Annotated in this window: 16 protein-coding genes and 1 other RNA gene; 13 read left to right on the top strand and 4 right to left on the bottom strand. The window is 58.4% G+C overall.

Translation table 11 applies throughout. The features are described 5' to 3' along the window. Nucleotides 1-2: 2 nt before the first annotated feature. The 4 genes from G5154_RS13695 to G5154_RS13680 all read left to right on the top strand — a co-directional run bounded on the left by G5154_RS13695 (nt 3) and on the right by G5154_RS13680 (nt 3,090). On the top strand, nt 3-1,220 hold the full coding sequence (locus G5154_RS13695; protein ID WP_005341735.1) for a cytochrome b: 1,218 nt from the start codon (nt 3-5) through the stop codon (nt 1,218-1,220). Next, complete coding sequence (locus tag G5154_RS13690; protein WP_040068844.1) at nt 1,217-1,951, top strand: cytochrome c1; 735 nt, start codon at nt 1,217-1,219, stop codon at nt 1,949-1,951. The genes G5154_RS13695 and G5154_RS13690 overlap by 4 nt, the downstream gene beginning before the upstream one ends. An 87-nt stretch (nt 1,952-2,038) precedes the next feature. After that, a complete protein-coding gene (gene sspA / locus G5154_RS13685) occupies nt 2,039-2,668 on the top strand; it encodes a stringent starvation protein SspA (protein ID WP_005336279.1) in 630 nt (209 codons plus the stop codon). Beyond that, nucleotides 2,665-3,090, top strand: a complete 426-nt coding sequence (locus tag G5154_RS13680; protein WP_041234002.1) for a ClpXP protease specificity-enhancing factor — start codon at nt 2,665-2,667, stop codon at nt 3,088-3,090. The genes sspA and G5154_RS13680 overlap by 4 nt, the downstream gene beginning before the upstream one ends. 42 nt (nt 3,091-3,132) lie before the next feature. Here G5154_RS13680 and dolP read toward each other — a convergent pair whose 3' ends face one another. Genes dolP through G5154_RS13660 form a run of 4 tightly spaced genes read right to left on the bottom strand, consistent with a single transcriptional unit; the run spans nt 3,133 to nt 6,416 of the window. Then, on the bottom strand, nt 3,133-3,711 hold the full coding sequence (gene dolP / locus G5154_RS13675) for a division/outer membrane stress-associated lipid-binding lipoprotein (protein WP_216979972.1): 579 nt from the start codon (nt 3,709-3,711) through the stop codon (nt 3,133-3,135). Nucleotides 3,712-3,715: 4 nt separating this feature from the next. Continuing rightward, complete coding sequence (locus G5154_RS13670) at nt 3,716-4,306, bottom strand: D-sedoheptulose-7-phosphate isomerase (protein WP_005341724.1); 591 nt, start codon at nt 4,304-4,306, stop codon at nt 3,716-3,718. A 9-nt stretch (nt 4,307-4,315) separates the two neighbouring features. Beyond that, a complete protein-coding gene (locus G5154_RS13665; RefSeq protein WP_322112865.1) occupies nt 4,316-4,687 on the bottom strand; it encodes a YraN family protein in 372 nt (123 codons plus the stop codon). Next, nucleotides 4,629-6,416: a penicillin-binding protein activator gene (locus G5154_RS13660; protein WP_421251082.1), complete on the bottom strand. Its 1,788-nt coding sequence runs from the start codon at nt 6,414-6,416 to the stop codon at nt 4,629-4,631. The genes G5154_RS13665 and G5154_RS13660 overlap by 59 nt, the downstream gene beginning before the upstream one ends. 199 nt (nt 6,417-6,615) lie before the next feature. Here G5154_RS13660 and rsmI point away from each other — a divergent pair, with 199 nt between their 5' ends. The 9 genes from rsmI to mraY all read left to right on the top strand — a co-directional run bounded on the left by rsmI (nt 6,616) and on the right by mraY (nt 15,796). Then, on the top strand, nt 6,616-7,449 hold the full coding sequence (gene rsmI, locus G5154_RS13655; protein WP_005341712.1) for a 16S rRNA (cytidine(1402)-2'-O)-methyltransferase: 834 nt from the start codon (nt 6,616-6,618) through the stop codon (nt 7,447-7,449). Between the two features lie 158 nt (nt 7,450-7,607). Further along, an RNA gene (rnpB, locus tag G5154_RS13650) (RNase P RNA component class A) lies at nt 7,608-7,994 on the top strand. 442 nt (nt 7,995-8,436) lie between these two features. Beyond that, on the top strand, nt 8,437-8,895 hold the full coding sequence (gene mraZ, locus G5154_RS13645; RefSeq protein ID WP_216979974.1) for a division/cell wall cluster transcriptional repressor MraZ: 459 nt from the start codon (nt 8,437-8,439) through the stop codon (nt 8,893-8,895). Next, a complete protein-coding gene (gene rsmH, locus G5154_RS13640) occupies nt 8,896-9,834 on the top strand; it encodes a 16S rRNA (cytosine(1402)-N(4))-methyltransferase RsmH (protein ID WP_421251081.1) in 939 nt (312 codons plus the stop codon). Between the two features lie 3 nt (nt 9,835-9,837). Then, nucleotides 9,838-10,152: a cell division protein FtsL gene (gene ftsL / locus G5154_RS13635; protein ID WP_005341708.1), complete on the top strand. Its 315-nt coding sequence runs from the start codon at nt 9,838-9,840 to the stop codon at nt 10,150-10,152. Further along, complete coding sequence (locus tag G5154_RS13630) at nt 10,149-11,903, top strand: peptidoglycan glycosyltransferase FtsI (protein WP_005341706.1); 1,755 nt, start codon at nt 10,149-10,151, stop codon at nt 11,901-11,903. Before ftsL ends, G5154_RS13630 begins: the two co-directional genes overlap by 4 nt. After that, nucleotides 11,836-13,368 (top strand): UDP-N-acetylmuramoyl-L-alanyl-D-glutamate--2,6-diaminopimelate ligase, encoded by a 1,533-nt coding sequence (gene murE, locus G5154_RS13625; protein WP_421251080.1) that lies wholly within the window; start codon nt 11,836-11,838, stop codon nt 13,366-13,368. The genes G5154_RS13630 and murE overlap by 68 nt, the downstream gene beginning before the upstream one ends. Continuing rightward, the gene (locus G5154_RS13620) at nt 13,365-14,720 is read left to right on the top strand and encodes a UDP-N-acetylmuramoyl-tripeptide--D-alanyl-D-alanine ligase (RefSeq protein ID WP_421251079.1); all 1,356 of its coding nucleotides are present in this window, start codon (nt 13,365-13,367) and stop codon (nt 14,718-14,720) included. Before murE ends, G5154_RS13620 begins: the two co-directional genes overlap by 4 nt. Further along, nucleotides 14,714-15,796: a phospho-N-acetylmuramoyl-pentapeptide-transferase gene (mraY, locus tag G5154_RS13615; protein ID WP_421251078.1), complete on the top strand. Its 1,083-nt coding sequence runs from the start codon at nt 14,714-14,716 to the stop codon at nt 15,794-15,796. Before G5154_RS13620 ends, mraY begins: the two co-directional genes overlap by 7 nt.

The raw sequence follows: 15,796 nt of genomic DNA, 5'->3' as shown, positions 1-15,796 counted from the left end.
TCATGTTGAGCAAACTGATGGGCTGGATTGACGATCGCTTCCCGCTTACGGCCATGTACAACGACCACATGGCCAAGTATCCGGCACCGAAGAACCTGAATTTCTGGTACTTCTTTGGTTCGCTGGCCATGTTGGTGCTGGTTAACCAGATCATCACCGGCATCTGGCTGACCATGAACTACAACCCCTCTGCGGAGGGTGCATTTGCCTCTGTAGAGTACATCATGCGTGATGTGGAGTATGGCTGGCTGCTGCGTTACATGCACTCTACCGGTGCCTCTGCTTTCTTCGTGGTGGTCTACCTGCACATGTTCCGCGGTATGATTTACGGCTCTTACCAGAAACCACGCGAGTTGCTGTGGATCTTCGGCATGCTGATCTTTCTGGTGCTGATGGCGGAAGCCTTTATGGGCTACTTGCTACCTTGGGGACAGATGTCATTCTGGGGTGCCCAGGTCATCATCTCGCTGTTTGGTGCCATTCCGGTCATCGGTGATGATCTTACCCTGTGGATCCGTGGTGACTACGTTATCTCTGGTGCGACCCTGAACCGCTTCTTCGCGCTGCACGTCATCGCGTTGCCGCTGGTTTTGGTGATGCTGGTTGCGATGCATATCCTGGCGCTGCACGAAGTGGGTTCCAACAACCCGGATGGCATAGACATCAAGAAGCACAAGGACGAGAACGGCTGGCCGCTGGATGCGGTGGCGTTCCACCCTTACTTCACCGTCAAGGATATGATCGGTGTGGCTGGCTTCCTGTTCTTCTTCTGCGCCATCATTTTCTTCAAGCCGGATATGTGGGGTTACTTCCTCGAGAAGCCGAACTTTGAAGTGGCCAACGGCCTCAAGACTCCTGCTCACATCGCGCCAGTGTGGTACTTCACCCCCTTCTACGCGATTCTGCGTGCGGTACCTGACAAGCTGCTTGGCGTCATCATGATGGGCCTCTCTATTGTGGTGTTGTTCCTGCTGCCTTGGCTGGATCGCTGCAAGGTGCGTTCTGTTCGCTATCGCAGCAAGCTGCACAAGCTTAACATCGCCCAGTTCGTGGTCTGCTTCATCATTCTGGGGGTGCTGGGTGTACTGCCGTCGACGCCGACCCTGACGCTGGTTGCCCAGATTTGTACCTTGGGTTATTTCGGTTTCTTCGTGCTGTTGTTCTTCTACAGCAAAAACGAACGCACCAAGCCGCTGCCGGAGAGGGTTACATTTAAATGAAAAAAATAATATTTGCAGTGCTGACCCTGCTGCCATCACTGGTGTTTGCCAATGCTGGGGCCGTGCATCTGGACAAAGCCAATTATGATCTGAGCGACAAGGCATCCCTGCAACGTGGAGCTGCCACCTTCATGAACTATTGTGCAGGCTGCCACTCTACCCAGTATCAACGCTACAACCGGGTTGCTGCCGATCTGGAGATCCCCGAGGAGCTGATGAAGGAGAACCTCATCTTCACCGGCGCCAAAGTGGGTGATCTGATGAAGAGCGCCATGTCCGAGAAGGATGCCGCCAAGTGGTTTGGTGCTCCCCCTCCTGATCTGACTCTGGTTGCCCGGGTACGTGGTGCGGACTGGATTTACACCTATCTGCGTTCTTTTTATGTGGATCCGACTCGTCCATTTGGGGTGAATAACGTGGTGTTCCCGTCTGTGGGTATGCCTCATGTGTTGGAACCGTTGCAGGGAACCCCCCGTGCCGAGTTCGTCACTCACACGGTCGATGGAGTCGAGACCCAGCAGGTTGTCAGCATCAAATCTGACGGTAATGGTGAAATGGATGACGAAGAGTATGATCAGACGGTACTGGATCTGGTAAACTTCTTGGTCTACTCGGCTGAACCGGTACAACAGGAGCGTGAACGCATGGGCTTCTGGGTGCTTGGTTTCATCGTGATCTTCTTCATCTTCACTGTGCTGTTGAAGAAGGAATTCTGGCGCGACGTTCACTAAGCGACCAGATACGGGTAATATAATGCACGGCAATGAAGACCAAGATGCTTCATTGCCGTTTCTGCTTTTTAATGACGGGAGGGTTCAATGGCTGTAGCTGCCAATAAGCGTTCGGTAATGACGCTGTTTTCCGGTGCCAACGATATGTTCAGCCATCAGGTGCGTATTGTCCTGGCGGAGAAGGGTGTTAGCGTGGATATCTGCCAGGTTGATCCAGCCAATCTGCCGGATGAGCTGGCCGAGCTGAACCCGTACAACTCTGTACCGACCCTGGTTGATCGTGAGCTGGCACTCTACACCTCACGCATCATCATGGAGTATCTGGACGAACGCTTCCCGCATCCACCCCTGATGCCTGTTTATCCGGTTGCCCGTGGTAACAGCCGCCTGATGATGCACCGCATCGAGCTGGACTGGTATTCCCTGGCTGACAAGATCATGGCCGGTACCGATGCAGAAGCAGCACGCAACGAACTGCGTGACAACTTGCTCGCCATTGCACCGATCTTCGGTGAAATGCCCTATTTCATGAGCGAAGAGTTTGGCCTGGTGGATTGCTACATGGCACCGCTGCTGTGGCGTCTGCCGAGCCTGGGTATCGACCTGACCGGTCGTGGCGCCAAAGAGCTGAAGGCCTACATGGTTCGTCTGTTCGAGCGTGAGTCCTTCCAGGCCTCCCTGACCGAAGCCGAACGCGAGATCCGTGCTGGCGTATGAGCATGGAACCGACAATGACGCCGAGTCGCCCGTACCTGTTACGGGCGTTCTTTGACTGGTTGCTGGATAACGATCTGACTCCCCATCTGGTGGTCAACGTCAACATTCCCCATGTGATGGTGCCGATGCAGTTTGCTCAGGACGGGCAGATTGTGCTGAATATCGCGCCCCGTGCCGTAATGCAGTTTCACATGGATAATGAGGCAATCAGCTTCAGCGCCCGCTTTGGCGGGGTATCCCAACAGGTCTATATCCCGATGGCGGCCGTGCTGGCTATCCATGCTAGGGAGAACGGCGTGGGAACCCTGTTCCCCCCCGAGCCTGGTTACGATATCTGGCTGGAGCAGGCCGAAGCACCGGTGGAGCCAGAGCCGGAACCTCCGCGTCCAAGCGGTCGTCCGACCCTGAAAGTGATCAAATAAAAAAACGCAGCCAATTGGCTGCGTTTTTCATATCCATAATTATCAGTTCTGGGCGTATTCGAATGCCTTGATGACTCGCTTCACACCGCTAACGTGGCGAGCGATGTTGACCGCCTGCTCTCCCTCCTGACGGGTGACAAGACCAATCAGGAATACTTCGCCGTTTTCGGTGACCACCTTGACCTTGGCGCTATCGAAGTTTTTGGTGCCGAACATGTCGGCTTTCACCTTGGAGGTGAGCCAAGTGTCATTGCTGCGTGTGGTCAGGCTGACTGGCTGACCAAGGCGTAACTCGTTGTAGACGTGGCGGACCCCCTCGATGCGGCCAACAATCTTGCCTGCTTCCAGCTTGTAAACGTCAGAAGGTGTCTGACCGACCAGCAGCACACGGCCATTGTTGCTGTAGACGCTGATCTTGCTGGCTGCGCTGAGCGGTTTGTTGTCGGCCAGCAGATTGGCTGCTTTCAGCTCGATGCTCTGGTCATCCCACTGGGCGCTCATGGTTCGGCGGTCGCCAGAAACCTTGGCGGTGCCAGCTGCTCCGCCAACCACCACGGCAGCACAGCCCTGCAATAGCAAGGAGCTGGCTAGCAGGCCAAGGATGAGTATTTGCTTGTTCATTGTTTCAATCTTCCTGTTGCGGGAAAAGAGTCTGGTCGATGAGATCACACAGACAGTGCAGGGTCAACAGGTTGACCTCAAGAATGCGGGGGCGGCGGGCAGAGGGTACTCGGATCTCCACATCGTTTGGCCCCAGTAAGCCAGCCATCTCGCCACCGTCGCCGCCGCTCAGTACAACAATGGTCATGTCGCGGGAGAGAGCAGCCTCGGCCGCCTTGATCAGGCTTCGGCTGTTGCCCGTGGTGGTGATGACCACCAGAATGTCGCCAGGCTGGCCCAGTGCGCGGATCTGCTTGGCGTAGACCTCTTCAAAACCGTGGTCGGTGGCGATGGCGCTGATGGTCGCCATGTCCGGGGTCAGGGCCATACCGGGCAGGGAGGGGCGCTGGGTCTCGTAGCAGTTGACCAGCTCGGAGATAAACAGCTGCGCCAGTGCGGCAGAAGGACCGTTACCGCATGCCAGCACCTTGTGGCCATTGAGCAGGCAGATGGTGATCATCTGGGCTGCAGTATGGATGGCATCCGGCAGCGCCTCGGCGGCGGCTATCTTGGTCTGGATGCTTTCGGTGTAGTTCTCTTTGATGCGGTCAGTCATAGGGTCCTCTTAAAATGCGTTCTGGATCCAGGCTGGCTGGTCACCCTCGAACGCAATCACATCGAATCGGCAGGCCTGATTGGCCTCGTTGATGGCATGTTGCTTCAAATAGTGGCGCGCTGCCAGCATGATCTTGCGCTGTTTGCTGTGGGTGACCGAGCTGGCGGCCCCGCCATGGCTGCCGGTGGCCCGGTAGCGCACCTCAACAAACACCAGGGTCTGGCCCTGGTGCATGATGAGATCTATTTCACCGCCACGACAGCGGTAGTTGCGAGCTACCGGTTGCAGGCCCTGTGCCTGCAACCAGCGTTCAGCGACTTGTTCAAAGTGCTGTCCCTTGCTCGTTGGTGAGGGGAACAGGCTCGGCAACTGCTGGCGCATCCGTTTCCATAGTTCCTTCATTGGAGGGCTCCTCCAGTTGCTGAACGGCGTTCTCGTCGACCAGTTTGCCGTTCTGGTAAGTACCCCAGCTCAGCATCCGCACGATATTGCCCTGGGCATCCACGCTCAGCTGACCGCTCATGCCGGCCTGCTGCATGCCACCTACCTTGCGCATCTGCTGGAGGTTCTCAGCCAGGCTGACGGCATCGTAGCCCATGGCAAACAGACGCAGCAGGTCACCCTGGGTCTGCGGCCAGAGCAGAGCGATCTGCTCGCGCTGTTTCTCGTAGCCGCCAAGCAGCAGCGGCATATCGGCGATATGCATGCCGTTGAGCTCGGAGGCGACCTCGGTGGCGGCGCTGTCGTAGCCACGGGAGCTGGTGTAGATGGGCAGGCTGCCCATCGGATTGACCGAGACATCCACATAGGGCTTGATCATCCGGGTTTCCAGGCTGTTGGCCACCACATAAACGGCGTCGATGCTGCGTGGTGCGGCATCAGAGAGTTGCACTACCTCACCAGCACGGGCGGTAGAGCGGCCGCTCAGGGCATTCTTGACCATTCCCTGTACTTCGTTGCGGGCACCGAAGGTGGCAACGACCGGCTTATCCTGGCTGAGAGTGGCCCAGCTCTGCTCGAACGCCTTGATACTGTTGTAACCGATCCGCCCCTGGGCAGCGATTAGCAGCGGTTTGCGGTAGCCCTGGGTGTAGAGGTACTGGGCTGCCTGCGCGGCATCTGCGGCGGCAGAGAGGGAGAAGTAGTAGGTGGTGTCGTTGACGACCGGCTTGTCCAGCTCGTTGAGCGCCAGTACCGGCACGGTCGGATTGGCCTTGAGCAGCTCCTCGACCCGGTCTTTCAGCAGCGGGCCGATGATCATGTCTGCCCCTTCCTGAATCGCCTGCTTATAAAGGTCGCCGGTCGACTTGCTCTGGGTGTCGTAGAAGTTCAGGGTGAATTGCCCCTGATTTTCCTTATAAGACATCAGCATACCGTTACGGATGGCGGCGCCCTGCGGCTCCAGATTGCCGGAGAGGGGCAGCAGCACAGCGATCTGTTGCACCGAGGTGCTGGCAGTGGCAGCAAGATCGCCCAATCCTGCCGGCATATCCTTCTGGGCTGGATGGTTGGGGAAGTCGCGCTTCCAGCCTGCCAGTTGGCGGGCCAGCAGGTTCGGCTGGGCGCCAAACTCGTTGACCAGTGCCGCCAGTCGCAACCAGCCGGTGGTCACATCAGGGGCCGGAGCCTCTTCCAGTGCTTGCAGGGTGGAGGGGGTCATGCTTTTGAGCAACGACCAGATTTGCTGATGGTTGGTGGCCTGCTCGCTCTGATTGAGGTAGGGCTCCAGTGCAATCAACGACTTGGCTGCGCCAAACTTGTTGTGGATGTCGAGCTGCAGCACCACGCGCTGGCGATACCAATCCTTCTGGGTATCGGCATCCAGCACCACCTCGGGTTTGCCTTCCAGCAGGATCAGCGCCTGATTGGCGTGGCCCTGCGCCAGCAACAGATGGGCTTGCAGCAGTTGCAACTGCGCCTTCTGAACGGGATCCTTGGCCTGCTTCTGCAATTGCTGGAACAGTGCCGAGGCCGGTTTGGCCTGGCCCAGCGCCAGATAGCTGCGTGCCGCCAGCATCTGCCAGGTAAAGGCCTCGGCCGGCTTGGCCGGGTCCACCTGCTCAAGATACCACTGGGCATTCTTGGTCAGATTGGAGAACGCAGAGGGCATGCCTGACTGCCCTGACGGTTGATTGGGCTCCGACGCACAGGCGGCGAGCAGTACTGCCGCGAGTATGATGCCGAAGAGTCGTGATACACTTAGCTGCTTTGTAACCCGGTTCAAGTTCATTCCCCGACCAGTGTTGAAGTTCCCCATAGTGTAAACGGGCCAATATGGCGACACAATTGTCGGGGCACTCGGAGATCCCATGAGTGACATCCCAACCCTGTATATAGTCCCCACTCCGATCGGCAATCTGGCGGACATTACCCAGCGTGCATTGGACATTTTACGCAGTGTCGATCTGGTGGCAGCCGAAGATACTCGCCATACCGGTATCCTGCTCAGTCACTACCAAATCTCGGTACCGACCTTCGCCCTGCACGATCACAACGAGCAGCAGAAGGCCGATGTACTGATCGGTCGGATCAAAGAGGGCAAGAGTGTTGCGCTGGTCTCCGATGCCGGCACTCCGCTTATCAGTGATCCTGGTTATCACTTGGTCACCCGCTGTCGTGAGGCCGGGGTCAAGGTGGTCCCGTTGCCCGGCCCCTGTGCCGCTATCACTGCTCTGAGCGCGGCCGGTCTGCCCACCGATCGCTTTGCGTTTGAAGGCTTCTTGCCCGCCAAGAGCAAGGGTCGGGATGATCGTCTGCAAGCCGTTATCGAAGACACCCGCTCGCTGGTGTTTTACGAATCGCCGCGGCGTGTGCAGGATACAGTAGAAGCGATTGCTCGCATTCTCGGCGAGCGTCAGGTGGTGGTGTGCCGTGAGCTGACCAAGACCTTCGAGTCGATCCACGGTCTGCCAGCCTCCGAAATGCTGACCTGGCTTGGCGAGGATGACAACCGCTGCCGCGGAGAGATCGTGCTGGTGGTGGCTGGCGCCGCCAAAGATGAAGAGGATCTGCCAGCCGAGGCGATCCGTACTCTGGGTCTGCTGGTGGCCGAGTTGCCACTGAAAAAAGCGGCCGCCCTGACCGCCGAGATCCACGGCGTGAAGAAGAATGCCCTCTACAAATACGGTCTCGAGCACTATTGAGTCGGTGGAATAGGCCGCCAGACTGTTTTATGACCAGCACGCTCCTCTGTATCTGCGAGCATTCACCTTGTAAACGGGGGGCCAAAACGCGATAAATGGCTGTAAACGGGAATTGCCGGTTTACCCCGTGCGTATCGCAAGGCTATAATCCGCGCCTCGGAGTTGGCTGGGCAATCGCTGCTTCGTCGTTGTGTCCCTCGGGACAGACGGGCGGAGGGGAGGAAAGTCCGGGCTTCACAGGGCAGGGTGCCAGGTAACGCCTGGGGGGCGTGAGCCTACGACCAGTGCAACAGAGAGCAGACCGCCGATGGCCCGCAAGGGATCAGGTAAGGGTGAAAGGGTGCGGTAAGAGCGCACCGCGCGACTGGCAACAGTTCGTGGCACGGTAAACTCCACCCGAAGCAAGACCAAATAGGCCCCTATTGGCGCGGCCCGCGTTGGGGGCGGGTAGGTTGCTTGAGCCAGCGAGCGATTGCTGGCCTAGAGGAATGATTGCTACCCGGGGTAACCCGGTACAGAACCCGGCTTACAGGCCGACTCCGACTTCATTCCGAAGAGCCCCGCGATTTATCGCGGGGCTCTTTTTTATGCATGAGCAAATATGGCTTCGTTGGCAGGATATTTTCGGCCTTGTCATTTTGAATGAAATTATATGTTTTAAATCAATCGAATAGTTTCGTATTTAGCACGATGGTAGCGATAGATGGTGACAGAACCCAGGATGGTTGTTCGCACCCGCATATTGTGTGTGTTCTCAGTCCATTCATTTATTTCAATTAATCACCAGAGTTTAACGCCAAATAACTTGTGGAAAATCAACCCACTCAATCCGCAGTATGCAATTGCTGCGTCAATATGTTCCCTCTGCCCCATCTCCTTGCTTGAAAAGCCCCCTGCACGTCCTTAAACTTCAAGGTGGGGAAAAGTGGATCAAAGTGGTTTTTAGAGGGGCAATCTGCCTGCTCACTCACCTTCAGGGACTGCAATTTGTTGCGTGGCGCTCATGCCATCAGCCTGGACAGTAAAGGGCGGCTGGCTATTCCGACCAAATTCCGTGATTGGCTGCGCGACGAAAGCGACGGCCAGCTGGTCTGCACCATCGATATTGCCCATCCCTGTCTGCTGCTCTATCCCCTGAATGAATGGGAAGAGGTCGAGCGCAAGCTCAAGACCCTCTCCAGCATGAATCCGCAAGAACGCCGTTTGCAGCGACTGCTGCTGGGACATGCAACCGAATGCGAGCTGGATGGCAATGGCCGTCTGTTGCTCAGCCAGCCACTGCGCAACCATGCTGGGCTGGACAAGAAGATCATGCTGGTGGGCCAGCTCAACAAATTTGAGCTGTGGGATGAAGCCCGCTGGCAGCAACAGGTCAATGACGACATCTTGGGTCTGCCCGAGGACGATTGGGCAAGCTCACCACGACTACAGGATTTCTCTTTATAAATGACCCAAGCCGCTGAACACATCACAGTGCTGCTGCACGAAGCCGTTGAAGGTCTGGCCATCAAGCCGGACGGAATCTATGTCGACGGCACTTTTGGCCGTGGTGGTCATTCTCGTCTGATCCTGCAACACCTTGGCCCTAACGGCCGCCTGATCGCCATCGACCGCGATCCCCAGGCGATTGCCGAAGCGGCCAAGATCCAGGATCCCCGTTTCGAAATCGTGCGCGGCCCCTTCTCCGGCATCGCCTCCTATCTGGATGAGCGCGGTTTACTAGGCAAGGTGGATGGCTTCCTGCTGGATCTGGGGGTCTCTTCACCCCAACTGGATGACGCCGAGCGTGGCTTCAGCTTTATGAAAGACGGTCCGCTTGATATGCGGATGGACCCTACTTCCGGCCAGAGCGCCGCCGAGTGGCTGGCCAAGGCCGATGTGGATGACATTGCCTGGGTGCTGAAGACCTTCGGTGAGGAGCGTTTTGCCAAGAAGATCGCCCGCGCCATCGTTCATGACCGCGTGACCGAGCCTTATGTGCGTACCCGTCAACTGGCGGAGATGATTGCCCGAGTCAATCCGAGCAAGGAGAAGGGCAAGCATGCGGCGACCCGCAGCTTCCAGGCCATCCGCATCTATATCAACAGCGAGCTGGAGGAGATCGAAACCGCGTTGAACGGCGCGCTGGAAGTGTTGGCGCCGCACGGCCGTCTGTCGGTGATCAGCTTCCATTCGCTGGAAGATCGCTTGGTGAAGCATTTTATTCGCAAGCACGAGAAGGGGCCGGAAGTACCCTACGGCATTCCGTTGACCGAGGCCCAGCTGGCTGGCGGTCGCAAATTGAAGTCGGTCGGCAAGGCGCTCAAGCCTTCTGATCATGAAGTATCTGAAAACAGCCGGTCGCGCAGCTCTGTGCTGCGGGTCGCCGAGCGTCTGGCGGAGTAAGCGATGAGCGAAGTGCGTGTCCACCTGGCCAAGGAGATCGTTGCCGATCTCTGGCGGCACAAGCTGCAGATCCTGTTGTCAGTCGCCGTGCTGGTGACTGCGTTTGCCGTGATCCTGGTGACCAACATGACGCGCGGCCTGACTGCCAAACAGAACGACCTGATGGCCGAAGAGGATCGCCTCAATATCGAATGGCGTCACCTCCTGCTGGAGCAGGGCACCCTGGCGGAACACTCCCGGGTGGCCACTCTGGCGATGGACAAGTTACAAATGGGTCGCCCTCTGGTGACCACCGAGAAGGTAATTACCCTGCCATGAAACGCAAGGCTACAGCCAAAGCTGCCAAAGCGAACGTCAAAGCGCCCTCAATCTATCCGTGGCGCTTTCGCACGCTGGTCGTATTCATCGGCATTGCATTCGTTGGGCTGATCCTGCGCTTGGCCTGGATCCAGGTGATCAACCCTGACCGCCTGCGGCAGGAGGGGGACATGCGCTCCCTGCGTACCACCTCCACCCAGGCTGTGCGCGGTATGATCACCGATCGCAACGGTGAACAGCTGGCTGTTTCCGTTCCGGTCGAGGCGGTCTGGGCCGATCCCAAGACGGTGCACGAGTCTGGTGCGATTCACAACGAGCGCGCCTGGATGGCGCTCTCCGCTGTTCTCAAAATCGACATCAATACCCTCAAGCAGCGTATTGCTAACCCCAGCAAGCGCTTCGTCTATCTGCAGCGTCAGGTGACGCCCGCTGTCTCCGAATACATCAAGGGGCTCAAGCTGGGTGGTGTCTATCTGCGTCCCGAGTCACGCCGCTTCTACCCAACCGGCGAGATCAGCGCCCACCTGGTGGGGGTAACCAACATCGATGGCAACGGGATCGAGGGGATCGAGCGCAGCTACAACGAGTGGCTGACGGCGACGCCTGGCGAGATGCGGGTGCGCAAGGATCGGCAGGGTCGGGTCATCGAGCGTCTTGGCATCGTTAAAGAGGGCAAGAACGCCAACGATCTGCAGCTCAGCATCGATCAGCGGGTACAGGCTCTGGCCTATCGGGCGCTCAAACGCGCAACCGACGAGAACAAGGCAACGTCAGGCTCGATGGTGATGCTGGATATCAAGACCGGCGAAGTGCTCGCCATGGTCAATACCCCCTCCTATAACCCGAACAACCGCGGCCAGTATCAGAGTTTCCGGGTGCGCAACCGGGTGGTGACCGATACCTACGAGCCGGGCTCCACAGTCAAGCCGCTGATTTTGCTAAGTGCCTTGCAGGCGGGTGTCACCAGCTGGAAGGATTTCATTCCCGGTGGTCCGCTCTTTATCGGTGCCAAGCAGATCAAGGACGTCAGTATTCACAAGGCGACCAACCTTTACGATATCCTGCGCTACTCCTCCAACATTGGCATGTCGCGCATCGCGCTACGGATGCCGGCCCAAGAGATGATCAACACCCTCAGTATGTTCGGTTTCGGCATGGATACCGGCAGCGGACTGATGGGCGAGAGCGGTGGTATGTTGCCTCAGCGTCGGCGCTGGTCCGATATCGAGCGGGCGACCCTTTCATTTGGTTATGGTCTGCGGGTTACCCCGCTGCAACTGGCTTCCGCCTACGCCACCCTAGCCAACAAGGGCAAGCGAGTGCCCATCTCCATCGTCAAGGTGACCACGCCGCCCAAGGGTGAGCAGGTGATCGATCACAACAACGCCTCCGCCATGCTGCAGGCGCTGGAGTACGTAGTCGACAACGCCATTCCAAAAGCCAAGATCCCGGGTTATCGGGTCGGTGGCAAGAGTGGTACCGCCAAGGTCGCCGTTGCCGGAGGCTACGGCAAGGATTACATGGCCTGGTTTGCCGGTTTTGCCCCTGCCAGTAATCCCCGTTTCGTCATGGTAGTTGTGATTAACGAGCCAAAAGGCAGTGCCTACTATGGCGGTGCCGTGGCGACCCCACCGTTTGCAGAGGCCATGGGCGGGGTACTGCAACTCTTCAATATTCGTCCTGATGCGGTGCCCACAGCGGTGCCCGCCAAACTTGCCCGTACGGAGGCTCCTCTTGTCCCGCGCACTTGATGCATTACTGCGCCCCTTCGGTATCCAGGCGCCGGCGCTCACTCTGACCGATATTCAGCTTGACAGTCGGCGGGTCAGGCCCGGCACGCTTTTCGTGGCCATCCGTGGCCATCAAGTGGATGGTAGACGTTTCATCGAACAGGCGGTGGCTCAGGGAGCGACCGCTGTTGTGTTTGAGGAGGATGGTGAATTTGTTGCGCCAGCAACCTCGACTCCCTGTATCGGGATGCGGGATCTGCCCGCTCATCTCTCTGCGCTTGCCGGGTATTTCTACGACCAGCCAGCGAGAAAACTGGAGCTGGTCGGGATCACCGGTACCAACGGCAAGAGCACCACTGCATTGCTGGTCGCCAACTGGCGCACCCTGCTGGGTGGTAAGGCCGGGGTGATGGGCACCATCGGCAACGGCCTGTTTGGCCATCTGATCGAAGCGGAAAATACCACTGGCAGCGCCGTGCAGGTACAAGCCAATCTGGCTGCGCTGCAAGAGCAGGGGGCGGATCTGGTGGCGATGGAGGTCTCCAGCCATGGTCTGGTGCAGCACCGTGTCGCCGCGCTGCCCTTTTCCGCAGCTGTCTTTACCAACCTGAGCCGGGATCACCTCGACTACCACGGCACCATGGAAGCCTATGGCGCGGCCAAGGAGCAGCTGCTGCAACTGGTCGATGAGTCGAATGCGGTGATCAACCGGGATGATGCATTGGGTGCCAAGTGGCTCGAAAAATACCCGGCAGCGGTGGCTTTCAGTGTGAATGGCCCGATTGAACACCATTCCGGCCGTCAATTAACGGCGCAGCAGCTCGATTTTCACCAGCAAGGTTTTCGCGCGCAGATTAACTCCAGCTGGGGGAATGGTGTATTATCCGCCCCCTTGCTCGGCCGCTTCAACGTCAGCAATGTGCTGGCGGCGATGGGCGTGATGCTGGTGCTCGGCTATGACTTCCACGAGCTGTTGGCGACAGCACCTCAATTGCAGCCGGTGACCGGTCGCATGGAGTGTTTTGGCGGTGGAGTTACGCCGCTGGCGGTGGTCGATTATGCCCATACCCCGGATGCGCTGGAGAAGGCATTGCAGGCACTGCGTGTGCACTGTGCAGGTCAGCTCTGGTGCCTGATTGGCTGTGGTGGCGATCGGGATCGCGGCAAGCGTCCCATGATGGCAGCCATGGCTGAGCAGTATGCGGATCGCGTGATCCTGACTGACGACAATCCCCGTACCGAAGACCCGGCCCGGATCATGGCCGACATGGTGGCGGGGCTTCGCGATCCTGCTGCGGTGCAGGTCGAGCACGATCGGGTCAAGGCGATCTCGCTTGCCATCGGTCAGGCGAACAAACAGGACATCATCCTGGTGGCCGGTAAAGGCCACGAGGATTATCAAATCATAGGAACCGACAAGCGGCACTACAGCGACCGGGAAACCGTCGCGGCCGCCTTGCACACATTATTGGAGTCATTCAAATGATGACCCTCAGGCTTGCCGAGCTGGCGCAGGTACTTGATGCCCGTCTGATTGGCGAAGATGGCGAGATCACCGCTGTCAGCACCGATACCCGTACTCTGGGTGCTGGTGCTCTGTTTGTTGCACTGCGCGGTGAGCGCTTCGATGCCCACGACTTTTGCGATCAGGCGCTGGTGGCAGGGGCCTCTGCCCTGCTGGTCGAGCGCGAACTGCCTCTGGCCATCCCCCAGCTGGTGGTGGCGGACAGCCTCAAAGGGCTGGGCCGGCTCGGCAAACTGGTGCGTGAGCGCATCAACCCGAAAGTGCTGGCTATCACCGGCAGCTGCGGCAAGACCACGGTGAAGGAGATGGCGACCGCCATCCTGCGTCATGAAGGAGAGGTGCTGGCCACCGCCGGCAACTTCAACAATGAGGTGGGCGTGCCGCTCACCCTGCTGCGCCTCGAGCCGCAACACCAGTTTGCAGTGATGGAGCTGGGCGCCAACCACAAGGGCGAGATCGCCTGGACCACCTCGCTGGCCAAACCCGATGCCGCCATCATCAACAACGTTGCAGCTGCCCATCTTGAGGGCTTCGGCTCGCTTGAGGGGATCTACCACGCCAAGAGCGAAATTTTTGAAGGCTTGAGCGCAGGCGGTACCGCCATCGTCAATGCCGACAACGAATTCTGGCCGAAGTGGCGTGAGCGTGGCATTCGCTGCGCCTTCTCCATCGAAGATCAGAGCCAGCCGTTCCACGCGCGCAACCTTGTGCTCAACGAACAAGGCTGCGCCGAGTTCGTGATGGTGACCCCGCAGGGTGAGCTGAGCCTGACTCTGGCGATCCCGGGTCGCCACAACGTGGCCAATGCGCTGGCTGCCGCCGCGGGCTGTCTGGCCCTCGGCGCATCCCTCGACTCCGTCAAGGCGGGGCTGGAACAGATGGCGCCGGTCAAGGGGCGCTTCTGCGTCCAGCGCTGGGGCGGTCTGAATCTGGTGGATGATACCTACAATGCCAGCGTGGAGTCGGTGCTGGCGGGCATCGATGCCCTGACCGCCATGAGTGGCTTCAAGGTGCTGGTGTTTGGCGACATGCGGGAACTGGGTGAGGAGTCTGCCGAGCAACATGCCCGGGTTGGCCGTCATGCCCGCGAGTGCGGCCTGGATGCCGTGCTGACAGTGGGGGAACATAGTCGTCATACCGCAGATGCCGCGGTTGGCCGACATTTCGATAACAAGGCGTCGTTGTTTGAAGTGCTTGCTCATATGATTGATACACATCGGGAAATTTCAATTCTGGTCAAGGGCGCCCGTGGCTCCCGCATGGAAGATATCGTCGAGATGGTCAAAGACCGTCAGGAGTCAGCCACATGCTAGTCTGGCTGGCCGAACTGCTCACCCCGCACTTCACCTTCTTCAACGTCTTCTCCTACCTGACGTTTCGCGCCATCCTGTCGATCATCACCGGACTGGGGGTTGCCCTCTGGATGGGGCCACGCCTGATCCGTCGCCTGCAGATCCTGAAATTCGGTCAGGTGATTCGCAACGATGGTCCCGAGTCCCACCTCAGCAAGCGGGGCACCCCGACCATGGGTGGCCTGATGATCATTGCTGCGATTTTCACGTCTGTGCTGCTCTGGTGCCGCCTCGACAACCCCTATGTCTGGCTGGTGCTGTTTGTGCTGGGAGCCTATGGTGCCATCGGCTTTGCCGACGACTACCTCAAGGTGGTGCGCAAGAATACCGACGGCCTGATCGCCCGCTGGAAGTACTTCTGGCAGTCTGCGGTTGCGCTTGGAGTGGCAGTCTTCCTCTACGCCACGGCCACTCATGATGGCCAGACCCAGCTGGTGGTGCCCTTCCTCAAGGATGTGATGCCGCAGCTTGGTCTGATGTTTATCCTGCTCACCTATTTTGTCATCGTTGGCACCTCCAATGCGGTCAACCTGACCGATGGTCTGGATGGTCTGGCCATCATGCCGACCGTGATGGTGGCGGGGGGCTTCGCCCTGATCGCCTGGGCCACCGGTAACGTCAATTTTGCCAGCTACTTGCATATCCCCTATGTGCCCTATACCTCCGAGCTGGTGATCGTCTGTACTGCCATCGTCGGGGCAGGTCTGGGCTTTCTCTGGTTCAACACCTATCCGGCACAGGTCTTCATGGGGGACGTTGGTTCCCTGGCACTGGGCGGCGCGCTTGGCACTATCGCCGTTCTGGTACGCCAGGAGTTCCTGCTGGTGATCATGGGCGGTGTCTTTGTGATGGAGACCGTCTCGGTGATTCTGCAGGTGGGGTCTTACAAGCTGCGCGGCGTGCGGATCTTCCGCATGGCGCCGATCCATCACCACTACGAGAAGAAGGGCTGGCCGGAGCCGCGCGTTATCGTGCGTTTCTGGATTATCACCCTCGTGCTGGTACTGCTGGGTCTTGCCACCCTGAAGGTGAGGTAA

The sequence above is a fragment of the Aeromonas sp. 600527 genome (assembly GCF_049175415.1).
Taxonomy (GTDB): domain Bacteria; phylum Pseudomonadota; class Gammaproteobacteria; order Enterobacterales; family Aeromonadaceae; genus Aeromonas; species Aeromonas veronii_A.
Note: the sequence above shows the minus strand (reverse complement) of the source record. Positions and strands in the feature narration are given on the sequence as shown.